We start from the raw sequence: 16500 nt of genomic DNA, 5'->3' as shown, positions 1-16500 counted from the left end.
CGGTGGCCGGTTGAAGGGGGCGGCCGCCAGTTGAACGACGGGGACGGCCAGTTGGCCGAATTGCTTCGGCCACCCTGTCCGGTGGCCGGTCGTGTCTCTAGTTGGCGAAGACCGTGACGCCGTCCTCCGCCGCGTGCCGCGGCTCCAGCTCCTCGGCCAATGGGGTCTCCCCTGCTCGAGCGGAGTCGAGAGCTCGGGGAAGGGTGAGCGCACTGCGGCGGACCCAGACCACTCCGGCGCCGAGCACCGCGGTCACCGCCGCGACCACGAACGGGACGTGGATGTCGCTCCACTCCTCGATCTTCGGCGCGAAGAACGGGGCGGCGGCCGCGGCGAACCAGCGCACGAAGTTGTACCCGGCGCTGGCCACGGGCCGCGGCGCGTCCGAGACGCCGAGCGCCAGCTCCGTGTAGACGGTGTTGTTCACGCCGATGAAGGCGCCGGACAGGACCGTGCAGACGACGGCCGCGGTGTGGTTTCCGTAGCCGAGCACCAGGACGTCCACGGCGAGCAGCAGCAGCGAGCCGCCGAGCACCTTCAGGGAACCGAACCGCCCCTGCAGGCGCGGCGCGACGATCACCGAGAAGACGGCGAGCAGCACACCCCAGGCGAAGAAGACCGCCCCCGACCTGTACGGGGTCATGTTCAGCACGAACGGCGTGAAGGCCAGCACCGTGAAGAACGTGTAGTTGTAGAAGAACGCCGAGGCGGCGGCGGAGGCGAGCCCGCCGTGGCCGAGCGCCTTGATCGGGTCAAGCAGCGAGGTCTTCCTCGCGGGCCTCGGCTGTTCCTTCAGGAACGCCGAGATGCACAGGAAGCCGATGGCCATCAGGGCCGCGGTGCCGAAGAACGGGTAGCGCCAGCTGGCGTCCCCGAGCAGGGCGCCGAGCAGCGGCCCGCACGCCATGCCGAGGCCGAGCGCCGACTCGTACAGGAGGATCGCGGCGGCGCTGCCCCCGGCGGCCGCGCCCACGATGACGGCGAGCGCGGTGGAGGCGAAGAGCGCGTTGCCGAGGCCCCAGCCCGCGCGGAACCCGACGAGCTCACCGACCGAGCCCGAGGTGCCGGAGAGCCCGGCGAAGACGACCACGAGCGCGAGGCCGAGCAAGAGGGTCTTCTTGCCGCCGATGCGGCTGGAGACGAAGCCGGTCACCAGCATCGCGACGGCGGTGATCAGGAAGTACGAGGTGAAGAGCAGCGAGACCTGACTGGCGCTCGCGTCCAGGCCCTTGGCGATGGAGGGCAGGATCGGGTCGACGAGCCCGATGCCCATGAAGGCGACGACGGAGGCGCCGGCCGTCGCCCACACGGCCTTCGGCTGCCGCAGGAGGCCGCCCGCCCCGGCGTCGAATGGGTCCCCTTCGGCGGGACCTCCTGTGCTGCTGTTCATACAGCCGCTCCTTCACTGCTCACGGAGAGATCGTTGACGTATGCATATATTAAGTTAGAGAGGCTAAAGGATGCAAGCTACATCTAGTTTTGCCTGGTGAGGGGCACGGGAAAGCGGCGTGGAAGTGCGGTGCCGACGGACTCCGGACGGGTGATCGTCCTTGACGCGGCGACGACCGGGGAGGACCCTCGGTCGCTATGAGGGGCGAACCCAGTTGCCCGAAGTGTGGTGGCCGGGTCAGGGCTCCCGGTCTCTTTGCCGACTCCTGGCAGTGCGATGTGCACGGCACCGTGCACCCGCTGCAGCCCGTGATCCCGCCCAGCGTCGAGGCCCTCAGCGTCGTGGTGCACCGTGCGCACGTGCCGGTGTGGATGCCGTGGCCGCTACCCGTCGGCTGGCTCTTCACCGGGGTGGCGTGCGCGGGCGACGACCGCAGCGGCGGCCGGGCGACCGCCGTGGCCTGCTCGGGGCCCGCGCCGCTCGGCGGGGTCGGCGAGCTGGTCCTGGTCGCGGAGGAGCTCGGCGTCGGCCTCGGTGCGCGCTACGCGGGCATCGACGGACCCGACCCGGGACCATCGCTGAGCGTCGAGAAGCCACCCCAGGCCAAGGTCCTCGCCGCCGGGCGGCCGACCCCGCTGTGGCATGTGTCGGGCACCCCGGACGACCGCGCGGTCTTCGCGGGCGAGGCGCGCGGCCTGTGGCTGTGGGCGATCGCGTGGCCGGAGCAGTCGGGGCTCCTGATGTACGACGAGCTGGTGCTCACGGACCTGCGGGACGCGGGGGCGGAGGTCGAGCTGCTCCCGTGCGGGGCGCTGTCGCCGCGGTTGCTCATGCCTTGAGGGTGGGGTGCGCCTGCTTCGTCCGCGCCCCCGCCCCTCGGCCGGATGCGCGGCTGCGGGCCCGTTGGGGTGCAGGCCGGACGGGCCGGTGGCGGTCCGGCGGGCCCCGGGCGGTGGCCGCCGTCACGACCTGAAGCGGGTCGGCCTGCCGTTATCCTTAACTGTCCCCTTACGGTCCCACGCTGCCCTTTCGCGTGCCCGTGTCCGTCCCCGCAGTGGTTGGAGTGCTCCTCGTGCGCATCGATCTGCACACCCACTCCACCGCCTCCGACGGCACGGACAGTCCGGCCGAGCTCGTTCGGAACGCTCGCGCCGCCGGGCTCGACGTCGTCGCGCTGACCGACCACGACACCACCCGCGGGTACGCCGAGGCGATCGGGGCGCTGCCCGAGGGGCTGACCCTCGTCACCGGGGCCGAGCTGTCGTGCCGGCTCGACGGCGTGGGCCTGCACATGCTGGCGTACCTCTTCGACCCGCAGGAGCCGGAGCTCGCCCGGGAGCGGGAGCTGGTCCGGGACGACCGGGTGCCGCGGGCGCAGACCATGGTGCGCAAGCTCCAGGAGCTCGGCGTGGGGGTGACCTGGGAGCAGGTCGCGCGGATCGCGGGCGACGGGTCCGTCGGGCGGCCGCACGTCGCGGAGGCCCTCGTCGAGCTGGGCGTCGTGGGCAGCGTCTCGGACGCCTTCACGCCCGAGTGGCTCGCCGACGGCGGGCGCGCCTACGCCGAGAAGCACGAGCTCGACCCCTTCGAGGCGATCCGCCTGGTCAAGGCCGCGGGCGGGGTCACCGTCTTCGCGCACCCCGCCGCCGCCAAGCGCGGCCAGGTCGTGCCCGAGGCCGCGATAGCCGAACTCGCCGCCGCCGGGCTCGACGGCATCGAGGCGGACCACATGGACCACTCGGCCGAGACCCGCGCCCGGCTGAAGGGCCTCGCGGGCGACCTGGGTCTCCTTGCCACCGGGTCCAGCGACTACCACGGCAGCCGCAAGACGTGCGTGCTCGGGGAGTTCACCACCGACCCCGAGATCTACGGCGAGATCACGCGCCGGGCGACCGGGGCGTTCCCGGTGCCGGGCGCGGGCGGACGCCCCACCGCCTGACCGAGCCATCGGCCATCGGCTGTTCCTTCGCGCGCCGCGCCCCCGCGGTGCCCGCTCACCGCGCCCGTGCGCGGCCCCTCGTACGACTCTCTGCAAGGCCACACTGTGTTCGACTTCGCTGTCTTCGGATCCCTCTTTCTCACGCTTTTCGTGATTATGGACCCCCCGGGAATCACCCCGATCTTCCTCGGCCTGACCGCCGGCCGCCCCGCCAAGGTGCAGCAGCGGATGGCCTTCCAGGCCGTCTGCGTCGCCTTCGGCGTGATCACGGTCTTCGGCCTCGTCGGCCACCAGATCCTCAACTATCTCCACGTCTCCGTGCCCGCGCTGATGATCGCGGGCGGACTGCTGCTGCTCCTCATCGCGCTCGACCTGCTCACCGGCAAGACGGACGAGCCGAAGCAGACCAAGGACGTCAATGTCGCGCTCGTGCCGCTCGGCATGCCGCTGCTCGCCGGGCCCGGCGCGATCGTCTCGGTGATCCTCGCCGTGCAGAACGCGCACGGCGTCGGCACCCAGATCTCCGTCTGGGCCGCGATCGTCGCGATGCACGTCGTGCTCTGGCTGGTGATGCGCTACTCGCTGCTGATCATCCGCGTCATCAAGGACGGCGGCGTGGTCCTGGTGACCCGGCTCGCGGGCATGATGCTCTCCGCGATCGCCGTGCAGCAGATCATCAACGGCGTCACGCAGGTGATCAAGGGCGCCTGACGTCCGACGTCCGCTGTTCGGTGCGCGTCGCTGGTGTCAGCCCCGGAACGCGCGAAGGGCCCCTCGTACGCGAGTGCGTACCGGGGCCCTTCGGGCGTCTCGGCGGCCTGCCGTCGTGCGGCGTGCGGCGAAGATCAGGTGTGAGTGTTACGAGGCCGCGGCCTCGGCCGGGCGGATGTAGATGCGCTGGCCGATCGCTGCGGCCTGCTGCACGATCCGGTTGACGGAGGCGGCGTCCACGACGGTGCTGTCCACGGCGGTGCCGTCGACGTCGTCGAGTCGCATGATTTCGAAGCGCATAGGGCTTCTCCCTTCGTCTGGTCATCCTCCTGAAGGAGAACTGCTGGTGTGGGCGGTGCCTCGACCGCCCGCTACGGGTGGATTGCGTGGCTGCAGTGCCCCGCGTTCCATACGGGTACAACGGGTTGCCCCCTGCAAACATTCCCTACGCTAAAGAAATTTTTCGAGCGTCTAATTACTCGCGAGTAGCGGCACTGGTTGTGTTCGCAGCGTGACCGGCGGGACAATGGGTTCCGTATGAACGACGAGATGAGCGCTCAGCTGGAACAGCTGGAGCGCGCCAACGGACTGCTGGAGCGCATGCTCGCCGAGGTGGCGAAGGCCCCCTCGACCCACGCGATCTTCGTCGACGCCGGATACCTGTACGCGGCCGCGGGCCGCCTCGCCGCGGGCACCGAAGACCGGAGGTCCTTCGACCTGGACGCGGAAGGTCTCATCGAGGCGCTCATCGACAAGGCACGCACGATCTTCGCGGACAGCCGGCTGCTCCGGCTGTACTGGTACGACGGCGCGCGCCGCCGCATCCACACCACCGAGCAGCAGTCGATCGCCGAGCTCCCGGACGTGAAGGTCCGGCTCGGCAATCTGAACGCCAACAACCAGCAGAAGGGCGTCGACTCCCTCATCAGGTCGGACCTGGAGTCCCTCGCCCGGCACCGCGCGATCAGCGATGCGGCGCTCATCGGCGGCGACGAGGACCTGGTCTCCGCCGTCGAGGCCGCGCAGGGGTACGGCGCGCGCGTCCACCTCTGGGGCATCGAGGCGCCCGACGGCCGCAACCAGGCGGAGCCGCTGCTCTGGGAGGTCGACAGCCAGCGGACCTTCGACCTCGCCTTCTTCAAGCCGTACGTGACGCGGCGGGCCGCCGCGGCGTACGAGCCGTCGGCCGCGGTGCCCCGGCCCTCGCGCGACGACGTCCGCTTCGTCGGCGCGCAGATCGCCGCGAAGTGGCTCTCGGCGCGCGGGCGCGAGGCGTTGATGGGGCTCATGCCGGGGCACCCGTATCTGCCCGGCTCCGTCGACCAGGAGCTGCTCGTCGACGCGGAGCAGGTCCTGCAGTACTCGCTGCGCGGCCAGGCGGACCTGCGGCGGGCGCTGCGGGACGGGTTCTGGGACCACTTGCAGACCCAGTACTGAGCGGGCCGCGGCACCGACTCACTGCTGGAGTGCGTGCCGGTCCCAGAAGGCGAGGAGGGCCGCGGCGGTCTCCGCGGGGCGGTCGGTGTTGGGGGAGTGGTCCGCGCCCGAGATCACGGAGCGGTGCGCGCCGAGCCGCGCGGCCATGTCGTCGAGCCACGGCACCGGCCAGGCGTCGTCGTGCGCGCCGGAGAGCACGTGCTTGGGCAGGGCGGTGGCGGCGAGCTCCGCGACCCGGTCCGGTTCCGTGCACAACTGCCGTGCGGTGGCGCCCAGTTGGGCGGGGTGGTGGCGCAGCCAGCGGGCGCGGAGGGCGGGCTCGTCGCTGTCGGCCGGGCTGTCGGCCGTGCTGTCGGCGTCGGCCGTGGCGTCGGTGACCTGGGTTCCTTCCGCGGCGTCGGTGGGGGGATCCATGGCGCGCATCGCCTCCCAGATCTCCGCCATCGACAGCACGCCCAGGGCGTCGGCCAGCATCTTCGCGCGGGCCTGCTGGCCGGGGGAGACCGCGGCGGGGCCCGAGGACATCACGGTCAGCGAGGCGAAGGCGGCGGGGTCCAGCAGGACGGCGGCGCGGGCCACCAGGCCGCCGAGCGAGTGCCCGAGCAGATGCGGGGCCCGGCCGTCCTCGGCGGTGAGCACGGCGGCCTGCGCGAGCACGTCGCGCGCCAACTCGCCCTGGGCGTACGCCGATTCGTCGTCGGGCCCCGGAGTCTCGTACTGCCCGCGGCCGTCCACGGTGACGGCGCGGTAGCCGGCGGCGGCGAAGGGTTCGAGGAGGGCGATGAAGTCCTCCTTGCTGCCGGTGAACCCGGGCAGCAGCAGCACGGCCCCCTTGGCGCTCCGCCCGTCCACGGGCCGCGCGTCCAGCACGGCGAAGCCGCCTCGCGCGGTGGCCAGCGTGCGGGCGCGGGCGCAAGGGGGCGGGACGAAGGTGGGGGGCCTGCTCATGGGGCGAGCGTAATCGAGGCGGGGCGGCGGGCCCGCGTGCCGGTCGCCCGTAGGTGCCCCGGTACGAGCGAGGGCCCGCCCCTCCCCGGTGGGGAAGGACGGGCCCTCGTACGAGAGGAGCCTTGAGGGCTGTCAGCTGTCAGCTCTCGGCTCGCGCGTCAGCTCTCGGTCGGCTCGGCGGCCGGGGCCGTCGCCTTGCGGGTGCGGCGGCGCGGCTTGGTGGCCGGGGCCTCCTCAGCGGCCTCCGCCTTGGGGGCAGCGGTCTCGGCGGTCGCCTTGCGCGTACGGCGGCGGGGCTTGGCCTCCGGCTCCTCGGCCTGGGTCTTGCCCTCGGCCGTGTCAACGGCTGCCTCCGCGGCGGCAGTTGCCGTCTTGCGGGTGCGGCGGCGCGGCTTGGCGGCCGGGGCCTCCTCCGCGACCTCCGCCTCGGCGGCGACCGGCTCGGCCGCGGCAGCCTTGCGGGTGCGGCGGCGGGGCTTGGCCTCCACCGTCTCCTCGGCGGGGGTCTTGCCCTCGGCCGTGTCGACGGCTGCCTCGGCGGCCGGGGCGGTCGCCTTGCGCGTACGGCGGCGGGGCTTGGCCTCCACCGTCTCCTCGGCGGGGGCCTTGCCCTCGGCCGTGTCGACGGCTGCCTCGGCAGCCGGGGCCGTCGCCTTGCGGGTGCGGCGGCGGGGCTTGGTGGCCGGGGCCTCCGTGGGCTCCGCCAGGGCGGGCTCGGCGGGCGTCTCGGCCGGGGTCTCCACCTGCGGGGCCGTCGGCTCCGACGTGGCGCCCGCACGCGTGCGGCGGCGACGGCGCGGGGTGCGCGGCGCGGTGTCCGCCTCGGGCGCCGGGGTCACCGGAGCCGCCGGGCTCTCGGGGGCCTGGGCGGCCTCGGTCGACGCCGGGGCGTCCAGGGGCTCGCCCGAGCGGGTGCGGCGGCGACGGCGCGGCGTGCGGGCCGGACGCTCCGCGCGCTCACGGTCGGCGGCGCGGTCGCGGTCGGACGGGCGGGAGCGGTCGCCACGGCCACCGCGGCCGCCACGGCCACCAGTCTCGCCCAGGTCCTCGATCTCCTCGGCGTCGAGCCCGGCCCGGGTGCGCTCGGCACGGGGCAGGATGCCCTTCGTGCCGGCCGGGATGTTCAGGTCCTCGTAGAGGTGCGGGGAGCTGGAGTACGTCTCGACCGGGTCGTTGAAGTCCAGCTCGAGCGCCTTGTTGATCAGCTGCCAGCGCGGGATGTCGTCCCAGTCGACCAGCGTGATCGCGGTGCCCTTGGCGCCCGCGCGGCCGGTGCGGCCGATGCGGTGCAGATAGGTCTTCTCGTCCTCGGGGGACTGGTAGTTGACGACGTGCGTGACGCCTTCGACGTCGATGCCGCGCGCGGCGACGTCGGTGCAGACGAGCACGTCCACCTTGCCGTTGCGGAACGCGCGCAGGGCCTGCTCGCGGGCGCCCTGGCCGAGGTCGCCGTGGACCGCGCCGGAGGCGAAGCCGCGGCGCTCCAGCTGCTCGGCGATGTCGGCCGCCGTGCGCTTCGTACGGCAGAAGATCATCGCGAGCCCGCGGCCGTCGGCCTGCAGGATGCGGGAGACCATCTCCGGCTTGTCCATGGAGTGCGCGCGGTAGACGAACTGCTTCGTGTTCGCGACCGTCTGGCCCTCGTCGTCCGGCGCGGTGGCGCGGATGTGCGTGGGCTGCGACATGTAGCGGCGGGCGAGGCCGATGACGGCGCCCGGCATCGTCGCGGAGAAGAGCATCGTCTGGCGCTTCGCCGGAAGCATGTTGATGATCTTCTCGACGTCGGGCAGGAAGCCCAGGTCGAGCATCTCGTCGGCCTCGTCGAGGACGAGGCACTTGATGTGCTTCAGGTTCAGCTTGCGCTGGCCCGCGAGGTCGAGCAGGCGCCCGGGGGTGCCGACGACCACGTCGACGCCCTTCTTCAGGGCCTCGACCTGGGGCTCGTAGGCGCGGCCGCCGTATATGGCGAGGACGCGGACGTTGCGCGCCTTGCCCGCGGTGAGGAGGTCGTTGGTCACCTGCTGGCAGAGCTCGCGGGTGGGGACGACGACGAGGGCCTGCGGCGCCTCGGTCAGCTCCTCGGGCTGGGCGCGGCCGGCCTCGACGTCGGCGGGGACGGTCACGCGCTCCAGGAGCGGGAGTCCGAAGCCGAGCGTCTTGCCGGTGCCGGTCTTGGCCTGGCCGATGACGTCCGTGCCGGAAAGGGCGACGGGGAGCGTCATCTCCTGGATGGGAAAGGGATTGATGATGCCGACGGCCTCAAGGGCCTCGGCCGTCTCGGGAAGGATCCCGAGCTCTCGGAAAGTCGTAGTCAGGGCTATGCCTCTTCTGTGAGACGCGGCGCGAGGCGAACGCAGGGGGTCTTGACCGTGCCGGTGACCGTCCGTCGCCTAGGAGGAGCGGGCCGGGTGGCGCGGGACCACTGCCAGCGCTCAAGCGCTCGTACCGCTGAGGTTCCCTCCTCATGCCGTACGCACCACTGCGTACCGCCTGGAGGGCTGTCGGGTCGGAGCCGATCGGGCCACCGACCGGGCATCCTCATTCGTACGGCCCGACGAATATTCGGCGGGCGCAATACCACTGTACCCCGGAATCTCGCATGGATGTCTGGGTCATTCGTCACGTCGCCGTCGTCACAGTGACTGACCAGGGCCTTACGCACCACGGGGAGCGGGCTATTGTGCGCTTCATGGAGACGCCTGACACGCCCGACCGCACCGACCGCACCTCCGAAGAAGCAGCCGAGGGGCCCACCGGGGTCGCCGCCCAGGACTGGGCCAAGGCTTCCGGCGACCCGAACTACCGCGCCGCCGTCGTGGACCTGCTCGGTGCGCTCGCCTACGGGGAGCTCGCGGCGTTCGAGCGGCTCGCGGAGGACGCGAAGCTCGCGCCCACCCTCGCCGACAAGGCGGAGCTGGCGAAGATGGCGTCGGCCGAGTTCCACCACTTCGAGCAGTTGCGCGACCGGCTCTCCGCGATCGGCGCCGAGCCGACCGACGCGATGGAGCCCTTCGTCGCCGCGCTCGACGGCTTCCACCGGCAGACGGCGCCGTCCGACTGGCTGGAGGGCCTGGTCAAGGCGTACGTCGGCGACTCGATCGCCAGCGACTTCTACCGCGAGGTGGCGGCGCGGCTCGACGGCGACACCCGTGACCTCGTCCTCGGCGTCCTCGACGACACCGGGCACGCCAGCTTCGCCGTGGAGAAGGTGCGCGCCGCGATCGACGCGGACCCGCGCGTGGGCGGGCGGCTCGCGCTGTGGGCGCGGCGCCTGATGGGCGAGGCGCTCTCGCAGTCGCAGCGGGTGGTCGCCGACCGCGACGCCCTGTCGACCATGCTGGTCGGGGGCGTCGCCGACGGCTTTGACCTGGCCGAGGTCGGCCGGATGTTCTCGCGCATCACCGAGGCGCACACGAAGCGGATGGCGGCGCTCGGGCTTGCCGCCTAGCTCAGGAGCAGGGCCCGTCACGCCGTCGAGGCGCGGCGGAGCCTTCCTTCAGGGCGGAGCAGGAGCGACAGCAGTGCCGCCGCCACGGCCACCGCGCCGATGAGCGTCGCGACGGCGTGGCCCGGGCCGAGGGCCGTGTGCATGATGAACGCGCCGATGAGGGCCCCGGCCACCCCGGTGGCGAGGACGAGGCTGCGGGCCGGGAGCCGGTGGTGCAGGCGGTGGACGGCCGACCAGGCGGCGGCCAGGCCGAGCAGCGCGGAGCCGAGTGCTTCCAGGATCACGGGTGTTCCCTCCCTCACTGTCCCCCTCGGGCAAAACGGTTGTAGCCGGTCTTACCCGAAGCGGCCGGAAGACAATCCTCCGCGGGGCGCGCGACGCGTTCGCGCAACGCGCAAGAACGGCCCGGTGGTTGAGGCAACCACCGGGCCGTTCTCCGTGTGTTTTCCGAGCGTTCCCCGAACGTTCTCAGAGGGCGCTGAAGCCCACCTTGCGCGTCGTCGGCTCGCCGAGCTCCACGTACGCGAGGCGGTCGGCCGGAACCAGGACCTTGCGGCCGTGGTCGTCGACCAGGGTCAGCAGCGGCGCCTTGCCGGACAGGGCCTCGGACACGGCGCGCTCGATTTCCTCGGCGCTCTCGCCGCTCTCCAGCACGATCTCGCGGGGCGCGTGCTGCACGCCGATCTTGACCTCCACGGCTTTGTCCCTCCGACGGTCAGTGATGTGCGCGGGCGTCCGCGCCGTACCCAGCACACATTAGCCCGGTGAGGGGACCGCCAGGGGGCGCGGACGGCTTGCCCGTGCACGCCGGTAGCGAACAGAGATCGGGAACAAACCCGCGCTCCGTGCCTCGGTGTCAGTGGCCCTCGGTGCCGTGCAGCGGGAAGCCGGCGATGCCGCGCCAGGCGAGCGACGTGAGCATCTGCACCGCCTTGTCGCGCGGGACGGAGCTGCCGCTGGCGAGCCAGTAGCGTGCCACCACCTGCGAGTAGCCGCCGAGGCCGACGGCGAGCAGCATCGCTTCGTCGCCGGGCAGGCCGGTGTCCTCGGCGATGACCTCGCAGATCGCCTCGGCGCACTGGAGCGTGACGCGGTCGACGCGCTCGCGCACCGCGGGCTCGTTCGTCAGGTCCGACTCGAAGACCAGGCGGAAGGCGCCGCCCTCGTCCTCCACGTACGCGAAGTAGGCGTCCATCGTGGCCGCCACGCGCAGCTTGTTGTCCGTGGTGGAGGCGAGCGCCGTGCGGATGGACTGGAGCAGGGCCTCGCAGTGCTGGTCGAGCAGGGCCAGGTAGAGGTCGAGCTTGCCCGGGAAGTGCTGGTAGAGGACCGGCTTGCTGACGCCCGCGCGCTCGGCGATGTCGTCCATCGCGGCCGCGTGGTAGCCCTGTGCGACGAAGACCTCCTGGGCCGCGCCCAGAAGCTGGTTCCGTCGGGCACGGCGCGGCAGGCGTGTGCCCCGCGGGCGAGCCGCCTCTGTCTGCTCGATGGCTGTCACGCCGCCTCCCAAGATCGTCCATGTGCTGCGGTGTGCGCCGCGCCGCCATCGTACTTTTCGGTAACCGTGATGCGCGCGGTGCGAGCGCAGAATTTCACGGACTGGATGGCCTCGGCACGGCCCGTAAGCCGTGCGTAGCAGGGCAAACACGGGCACAAGTCCGGGGCGCCCGGGCCCGGTGGGGTGATCGTCAGCGGTAGTCGTCCTCGTCGAGGCTCACGACGCGTGCCTGTTCGGCGAGGTCTGCCACGTTCGCGGTGTCCTGGTCGGTGCCCCGGACGGTCTCGTCCTGCTCGGGGGTCAGGTCCGTGTGCTGTTCCGCGGAGTCCGCCTCGGGGGTCTCCATGGGAGCCGCGCCGGGATCTGATTCCTCTGCGGTCTCGGACGCGAAGGTGTCGGGGTCACTCGGATCGACGGTCATCAATGCCTTCTTCGCTCGGGTGCGAGTGTCAGGTGCGAGTTCCGTCATTCGCCCTTCCCCTTCGAGCGTAGGAGACACCCGATCGAGGCGCTACGCGATCTCAGGGGAGCCATGCGGGGGCCCGGGACGGGGGAGGAGAAGGGGCCCTTTCCGGCCTGTGACGGCGAACACACGATCCACTGTGTGATCGTCTCGTAACATTGCCGCATGTCTTCGACCGAACTGCCGCGCGCGCTGGCCGCCGCCGCCGCGCCCAAACCGGGTGCCGTGGCCGTCGCGGAGGGCGAGCGGCTCGATTCGGTCGGGCTTCCCGGGCTCACGCTGAGCGTGCGCTCCCGGCCCTCGGCGGGGGCCGGCCTGGACCGGGCGCTGTTCGTGCACGGGCTCGGCGGCTCCTCGCAGAACTGGTCGGCGCTGATGCCGCTGCTCGAGGACGTCGTGGACTGCGAGGCGATCGACCTGCCCGGCTTCGGCGACTCGCCGCCGCCGGACGACGGGGACTACTCGGTGACCGGGCACGCCCGCGCCGTCATCCGCTACCTGGACGCGCGCGAGCGCGGCCCCGTGCACCTCTTCGGGAACTCGCTGGGCGGGGCCGTCACGACGCGCGTCGCCGCCGTCCGCCCCGACCTCGTGCGCACCCTCACGCTCGTCTCGCCCGCCCTGCCCGAGCTGCGGGTGCAGCGCACCGCGATGCCGACCGGGCTGCTCGCGGTGCCGGGCGTCGCGGGGCTCTTCACCCGGCTCACCAAGGACTGGACGGCGGAGCAGCGGGTCCGCGGGGTCATGGGGCTCTGTTACGGGGATCCGGGGAAGGTCTCGCCCGAGGGGTTCCGCGCTGCGGTGCGGGAGATGGAGCGCAGGCTCGAACTCCCGTACATGTGGGACGCGATGGCCCGGTCGGCGCGCGGGATCGTGAACGCGTACACGCTGGGCGGTCAGCACGGACTGTGGCGGCAGGCGGAGCGGGTGCTCGCGCCGACGCTGCTCGTCTACGGCGGCCGGGACCAGCTCGTCTCGTACCGGATGGCGCGCAAGGCGGCGGCCGCGTTCCGGGACTCGCGGCTGCTCACGCTGCCGGAGGCCGGGCATGTGGCGATGATGGAGTATCCGTCGACGGTCGCCACGGCCTTCCGTGAACTCCTCACGGACGTACGGGAATTGAGCGCCCGCGCCGATCATGGCGCACGTGCCGCTGTCGCCGGGTCGGGGAGCTGAGTCGGGGCGTGGGACGTCACAGCCGCCGCGGTCCGGCGGGCACCTCGGACACCACCAGCACCTCTGGCATACCCGGCACGCCGGACACCCGGCCGCCCGGGCCCGGCACCGGACGCCGTCGGCGCGCGCCGCAGCCCGGTGGACCCGGACCCGAGGGCGGGGCGCCCATGCCCCGGCCGCAGCCTCAGTCGCAGGCCCGGCCGCAGCCCCAGGGCCAGCCCCGGCCGCCGTACGGGACGCCGCCGCACGGCACCCCCGCCCACGGATTCCCGCAGCCCACCCCGCCCCACGGCGTCCCGCACGTACGCGGCGGGCACCCCGAGCAGCGGGAGCCCGGGGGCGGCTGGGGCAGCGTCACCGGCAGTGGCTCCGGGCCCCGGCTCGGCGCGGCCTACGGAGTGCCGCAGGCGCGGTCCGTCCCGCCGCCCCGGACGCGTCCGGAACCCGCCGACCTCGATCTCGACCCGGACGGCCGGCGGGACGAGGACGTCTTCGTGCCCCGGCAGGCCCGGGACCCGTATGCCTCCGTCACCGAGTGGCACGCCGACGGCGGCCCCGCGCCCCTCGGCCTCGACGACGGTGACGACGGCGCGGACGAGCCGCCGTACGAGCACCCCGACGTGGACGGCAAGGGCGAGAAGGGCGGCCGGGGGCGGACGTTCACCGGGATCGCGGCCGCCGCCGTGACCACCGTGCTCGCCGTCGTCGTGGCCGGGCAGGTGGCCGACCGGGGCGACGACTCGGCCCCGTCGCAGGCGCAGGCCGCGAAGGGCGGCGCCGCGGACCGCGACGACAGCTCCGCCTCCCGCTCCGACGACCGGCCCACCCCGCCCGAGCCCTCGCCGGCGAGCTACGAGGCGAAGATGGGCAAGAAGTACCCGCTGGACGCCAAGCTCGCCGCGTCCGGTGACTTCGAGGCGATACCCGGCTTCGACAAGGCCCCCGGAAAGGGGAAGGTGTTCCGCTATCGCGTGGACGTCGAAAAGGGGCTCGGCCTGGACGGCGGACTGTTCGCGCAGGCCGTGCAGAAGACCCTGAACGACGGCCGGAGTTGGGCGCACGGCGGCGGTCGCACCTTCGAGCGGATCTCCTCGGGGCACCCCGATTTCGTGATTACGCTGGCGAGTCCGGGAACGACCGCGAAATGGTGCGCGAAATCGGGACTCGACACGACCGAGGACAATGTGTCGTGCGACTCCGCCGCCACCGAACGCGTCATGATCAACGCCTATCGGTGGGCGCAGGGCTCGAAGACGTACGACGACGCCCACGTCGGCATCCTCGCCTACCGGCAGATGCTGATCAATCACGAGACCGGCCACCGGCTCGGCTTCAACCACACCGACTGCACCAAGGACGGGGACCTCGCGCCCGTCATGCAGCAGCAGACGAAGTTCCTCGACCACGACGGGATTCACTGCAAGCCCAACCCGTGGGCGTTCCCCGGGAGTTGAGCGATCCGTGCCGGAGGCGCGGGGAACGGCTTTGACATTCGTCGCGCGTTCGTTCATATTTCTGCGCATGTCGCCTCGTCACGCCTCCTCGTGCGCCGCCCTTGAGCTGGCGCTCTTCGGCGTGACCGCGCACTGCGTGGCCGACATTCACTGTTGCTGACGCCCGCCCCGGCGAGTGCGTCGCATTTCTCTCTTTCTGCACCGTTGTGCCGCCTTTTCTGCGGCTTTCCACGGCTGCGGTCCGGCATTCGGCGTGCCCGGGGTGGTTCCTGTACGTCCGCACCACCTCAACTCCCTTTCCCCGAGAGGCACTCCGATGCGTCAACCGTCCGTCATAGCCCGCCGCGTGGCAGCGGCATCCGTCAGCCTGGTCCTGGCCTCGGGCGCCGCCGCCTGCGCGGGCCCCAAGGACAACGACGCCGGGAGCGGCGGCGAAGGGAAGCCCGCGAAGGGCGGCACGCTCACCGTCCTCAACCGCGACCCGCAGGTCGACTTCGACCCGGCGCGGCTCTACACCTCGGGCGGCGGCAACGTGCCGAGCCTCGTCTTCCGCACGCTGACCACGCGCAACCGCGAGGACGGCGCCGAGGGCGCGAAGGTCGTGCCCGACCTCGCCACGGACCTGGGCACGCCGAGCAAGAACGCCACCGTGTGGACGTACCACCTGAAGAAGGGCCTGAAGTACGAGGACGGGTCGCCGATCACCAGCGGTGACATCAAGTACGGCATCGAGCGCTCCTTCGCCGCCGAACTCTCCGGCGGCGCGCCCTACTTGAGGGACTGGCTCATCGGCGGGGCCGACTACGACGGGCCCTACAAGGACAAGAAGGGGCTCGACTCGATCGAGACGCCCGACGACTCCACCATCGTCTTCCACCTCAACAAGCCCGAGGGCGAGTTCCCCTTCCTGGCGACCCAGACGCAGACCACCCCTGTCCCCAAGAGCAAGGACAAGGGGACGAAGTACGAGAACCACCCGCTGTCCTCGGGGCCGTACAAGGTCGTCAAGAACGAGAACGACGGCGAGCGGCTGCGCCTCGAGCGCAATCCGCACTGGTCCGCGAAGACCGACCCGGAGCGCAAGGCGTACCCGGACGTCATCGACGTGCGGTCGGGGCTCGACTCGTCCGTGATCAACCAGCGGCTCGCGGCCTCGCAGGGCGCCGACGCCACCGCCGTCACCACCGACACCAACCTCGGCCCGGCCGAGCTCGCCAAGCTGGGCGGCAAGGACGACAAGTCCGCCAACGTCGGCACCGGTCACTTCGGCTACACCAACTACCTGGCCTTCAACCCGAAGGTGAAGCCCTTCGACGACCCGAAGGTGCGGCAGGCCGTCTCGTACGCCGTCGACCGTTCGTCGGTGATCAACGCGGCCGGTGGCTCCTCGCTCGCCGAGCCCGCCACGACCTATCTGCCCAACCAGAAGTCCTTCGGATACACGAAGTACGACCACTTCCCGGCGGGCGCCTCCGGCAACCCCAAGAAGGCCAAGGAGCTCCTGAAGCAGGCCGGGTACAAGGACGGGCTCACCGTCACCCTGGTGCACTCCAACGCCAAGGACTTCGAGACCAGCCCGGAGATCGCCACCGCCCTCCAGGACGCCCTGAAGAAGGCCGGGATCACCGTCAAGCTCAAGGGACTTGAGGACAACGACTACAAGGACACCGTCCACAGCGCCAAGAAGGAGCCCGGTCTCTTCCTCGCGCACTGGGGTGCCGACTGGCCCTCCGGCGGTCCCTTCCTCGCCCCCATCTTCGACGGTCGGCAGATCGTCGAGGACGGCTACAACTTCAACTCCGGCTTCCTGAACGACACGTCGGTGAACGATGAGATCGACGAGATCAACAAGCTGACCGACCTCGACGCCGCCGCCAAGCGCTGGGGCGCGCTCGACAAGAAGATCGGGGAGCAGGCCCTGACCGTGCCGCTCTTCCACCCCGTCTACAAGCGGGCCTTCGGCAAGGACGTCAAGAACATCGTCATCAGCGACTGGACGGGCGTCCTCGACATCTCGCAGGTCGCGGTCAAGTAGC

The 16500-nt window shown here is 71.8% G+C and carries 17 protein-coding genes; 9 read left to right on the top strand and 8 right to left on the bottom strand.

The genetic code is table 11. The annotated features are described in order from the left end of the window. Window positions 1-97 precede the first annotated feature (97 nt). Window positions 98-1390: an MFS transporter gene (locus tag ACQB60_RS37380; RefSeq protein ID WP_496930545.1), complete on the bottom strand. Its 1293-nt coding sequence runs from the start codon at window positions 1388-1390 to the stop codon at window positions 98-100. Window positions 1391-1587: 197 nt separating this feature from the next. Between ACQB60_RS37380 and ACQB60_RS37375 the strand changes: the two genes are divergently transcribed. The 3 genes from ACQB60_RS37375 to ACQB60_RS37365 all read left to right on the top strand — a co-directional run bounded on the left by ACQB60_RS37375 (window position 1588) and on the right by ACQB60_RS37365 (window position 4040). After that, the gene (locus ACQB60_RS37375; protein WP_384846737.1) at window positions 1588-2229 is read left to right on the top strand and encodes a DUF6758 family protein; all 642 of its coding nucleotides are present in this window, start codon (window positions 1588-1590) and stop codon (window positions 2227-2229) included. Window positions 2230-2462: 233 nt separating this feature from the next. Next, the gene (locus ACQB60_RS37370) at window positions 2463-3329 is read left to right on the top strand and encodes a PHP domain-containing protein (RefSeq protein WP_496930544.1); all 867 of its coding nucleotides are present in this window, start codon (window positions 2463-2465) and stop codon (window positions 3327-3329) included. Between the two features lie 105 nt (window positions 3330-3434). Continuing rightward, complete coding sequence (locus tag ACQB60_RS37365; RefSeq protein WP_384846741.1) at window positions 3435-4040, top strand: MarC family protein; 606 nt, start codon at window positions 3435-3437, stop codon at window positions 4038-4040. Window positions 4041-4187: 147 nt separating this feature from the next. On the opposite strand, the gene ACQB60_RS37360 is transcribed toward ACQB60_RS37365, so the two are convergent. Further along, window positions 4188-4340, bottom strand: coding sequence for a DUF8834 family protein (locus tag ACQB60_RS37360; protein ID WP_496930543.1), 153 nt, complete (start codon window positions 4338-4340; stop codon window positions 4188-4190). 249 nt (window positions 4341-4589) lie between these two features. Between ACQB60_RS37360 and ACQB60_RS37355 the strand changes: the two genes are divergently transcribed. Continuing rightward, complete coding sequence (locus ACQB60_RS37355; RefSeq protein WP_496930542.1) at window positions 4590-5477, top strand: NYN domain-containing protein; 888 nt, start codon at window positions 4590-4592, stop codon at window positions 5475-5477. Window positions 5478-5495: 18 nt separating this feature from the next. On the opposite strand, the gene ACQB60_RS37350 is transcribed toward ACQB60_RS37355, so the two are convergent. Together ACQB60_RS37350 and ACQB60_RS37345 are read right to left on the bottom strand one after the other, a co-directional pair. Beyond that, entirely contained in the window at window positions 5496-6425 is a 930-nt protein-coding gene (locus ACQB60_RS37350; RefSeq protein ID WP_496930541.1) for an alpha/beta fold hydrolase, read from the bottom strand. Window positions 6426-6583: 158 nt separating this feature from the next. Further along, window positions 6584-8647: a DEAD/DEAH box helicase gene (locus tag ACQB60_RS37345; protein WP_496930540.1), complete on the bottom strand. Its 2064-nt coding sequence runs from the start codon at window positions 8645-8647 to the stop codon at window positions 6584-6586. A 467-nt stretch (window positions 8648-9114) separates the two neighbouring features. Between ACQB60_RS37345 and ACQB60_RS37340 the strand changes: the two genes are divergently transcribed. Continuing rightward, on the top strand, window positions 9115-9873 hold the full coding sequence (locus ACQB60_RS37340) for a ferritin-like fold-containing protein (RefSeq protein ID WP_496930539.1): 759 nt from the start codon (window positions 9115-9117) through the stop codon (window positions 9871-9873). A gap of 17 nt (window positions 9874-9890) precedes the next feature. Here ACQB60_RS37340 and ACQB60_RS37335 read toward each other — a convergent pair whose 3' ends face one another. The 4 genes from ACQB60_RS37335 to ACQB60_RS37320 all read right to left on the bottom strand — a co-directional run bounded on the left by ACQB60_RS37335 (window position 9891) and on the right by ACQB60_RS37320 (window position 11792). After that, complete coding sequence (locus tag ACQB60_RS37335; RefSeq protein WP_384846752.1) at window positions 9891-10157, bottom strand: hypothetical protein; 267 nt, start codon at window positions 10155-10157, stop codon at window positions 9891-9893. Between the two features lie 184 nt (window positions 10158-10341). Continuing rightward, complete coding sequence (locus tag ACQB60_RS37330; protein ID WP_384846754.1) at window positions 10342-10569, bottom strand: DUF3107 domain-containing protein; 228 nt, start codon at window positions 10567-10569, stop codon at window positions 10342-10344. 160 nt (window positions 10570-10729) lie between these two features. Beyond that, window positions 10730-11371: a TetR/AcrR family transcriptional regulator gene (locus ACQB60_RS37325; protein ID WP_384846756.1), complete on the bottom strand. Its 642-nt coding sequence runs from the start codon at window positions 11369-11371 to the stop codon at window positions 10730-10732. Between the two features lie 190 nt (window positions 11372-11561). Continuing rightward, entirely contained in the window at window positions 11562-11792 is a 231-nt protein-coding gene (locus ACQB60_RS37320; RefSeq protein WP_384846758.1) for an Rv3202a family protein, read from the bottom strand. A gap of 207 nt (window positions 11793-11999) precedes the next feature. Here ACQB60_RS37320 and ACQB60_RS37315 point away from each other — a divergent pair, with 207 nt between their 5' ends. From ACQB60_RS37315 to ACQB60_RS37300, 4 genes are all read left to right on the top strand, one after another. After that, window positions 12000-13010 (top strand): alpha/beta fold hydrolase, encoded by a 1011-nt coding sequence (locus ACQB60_RS37315; protein ID WP_496930538.1) that lies wholly within the window; start codon window positions 12000-12002, stop codon window positions 13008-13010. A gap of 8 nt (window positions 13011-13018) precedes the next feature. Beyond that, a complete protein-coding gene (locus tag ACQB60_RS37310; protein ID WP_496930537.1) occupies window positions 13019-14464 on the top strand; it encodes a DUF3152 domain-containing protein in 1446 nt (481 codons plus the stop codon). A gap of 67 nt (window positions 14465-14531) precedes the next feature. Continuing rightward, a complete protein-coding gene (locus ACQB60_RS37305; RefSeq protein WP_384846764.1) occupies window positions 14532-14624 on the top strand; it encodes an Ms4533A family Cys-rich leader peptide in 93 nt (30 codons plus the stop codon). Between the two features lie 156 nt (window positions 14625-14780). Further along, window positions 14781-16499 (top strand): ABC transporter substrate-binding protein, encoded by a 1719-nt coding sequence (locus ACQB60_RS37300; RefSeq protein WP_496930536.1) that lies wholly within the window; start codon window positions 14781-14783, stop codon window positions 16497-16499. Window position 16500: the final 1 nt, after the last annotated feature.

Source organism: Streptomyces odontotermitis, from assembly GCF_050510915.1.
Classification (GTDB): domain Bacteria; phylum Actinomycetota; class Actinomycetes; order Streptomycetales; family Streptomycetaceae; genus Streptomyces.
This window is presented reverse-complemented; position numbering and strand designations above follow the sequence as displayed.

Excerpts from the sequence above, each read along its gene's own strand:
- ACQB60_RS37380 (WP_496930545.1), bottom strand. The coding sequence starts at position 1,390 with ATGAACAGCAGCACAGGAGGTCCCGCCGAAGGGGACCCATTCGACGCC.
- ACQB60_RS37375 (WP_384846737.1), top strand. The coding sequence starts at position 1,588 with ATGAGGGGCGAACCCAGTTGCCCGAAGTGTGGTGGCCGGGTCAGGGCT.
- ACQB60_RS37360 (WP_496930543.1), bottom strand. The coding sequence starts at position 4,340 with ATGCGCTTCGAAATCATGCGACTCGACGACGTCGACGGCACCGCCGTG.
- ACQB60_RS37355 (WP_496930542.1), top strand. The coding sequence starts at position 4,590 with ATGAGCGCTCAGCTGGAACAGCTGGAGCGCGCCAACGGACTGCTGGAG.
- ACQB60_RS37350 (WP_496930541.1), bottom strand. The coding sequence starts at position 6,425 with ATGAGCAGGCCCCCCACCTTCGTCCCGCCCCCTTGCGCCCGCGCCCGC.
- ACQB60_RS37345 (WP_496930540.1), bottom strand. The coding sequence starts at position 8,647 with ATGACGCTCCCCGTCGCCCTTTCCGGCACGGACGTCATCGGCCAGGCC.
- ACQB60_RS37340 (WP_496930539.1), top strand. The coding sequence starts at position 9,115 with ATGGAGACGCCTGACACGCCCGACCGCACCGACCGCACCTCCGAAGAA.
- ACQB60_RS37320 (WP_384846758.1), bottom strand. The coding sequence starts at position 11,792 with ATGACCGTCGATCCGAGTGACCCCGACACCTTCGCGTCCGAGACCGCA.
- ACQB60_RS37315 (WP_496930538.1), top strand. The coding sequence starts at position 12,000 with ATGTCTTCGACCGAACTGCCGCGCGCGCTGGCCGCCGCCGCCGCGCCC.
- ACQB60_RS37305 (WP_384846764.1), top strand. The coding sequence starts at position 14,532 with ATGTCGCCTCGTCACGCCTCCTCGTGCGCCGCCCTTGAGCTGGCGCTC.
- ACQB60_RS37300 (WP_496930536.1), top strand. The coding sequence starts at position 14,781 with ATGCGTCAACCGTCCGTCATAGCCCGCCGCGTGGCAGCGGCATCCGTC.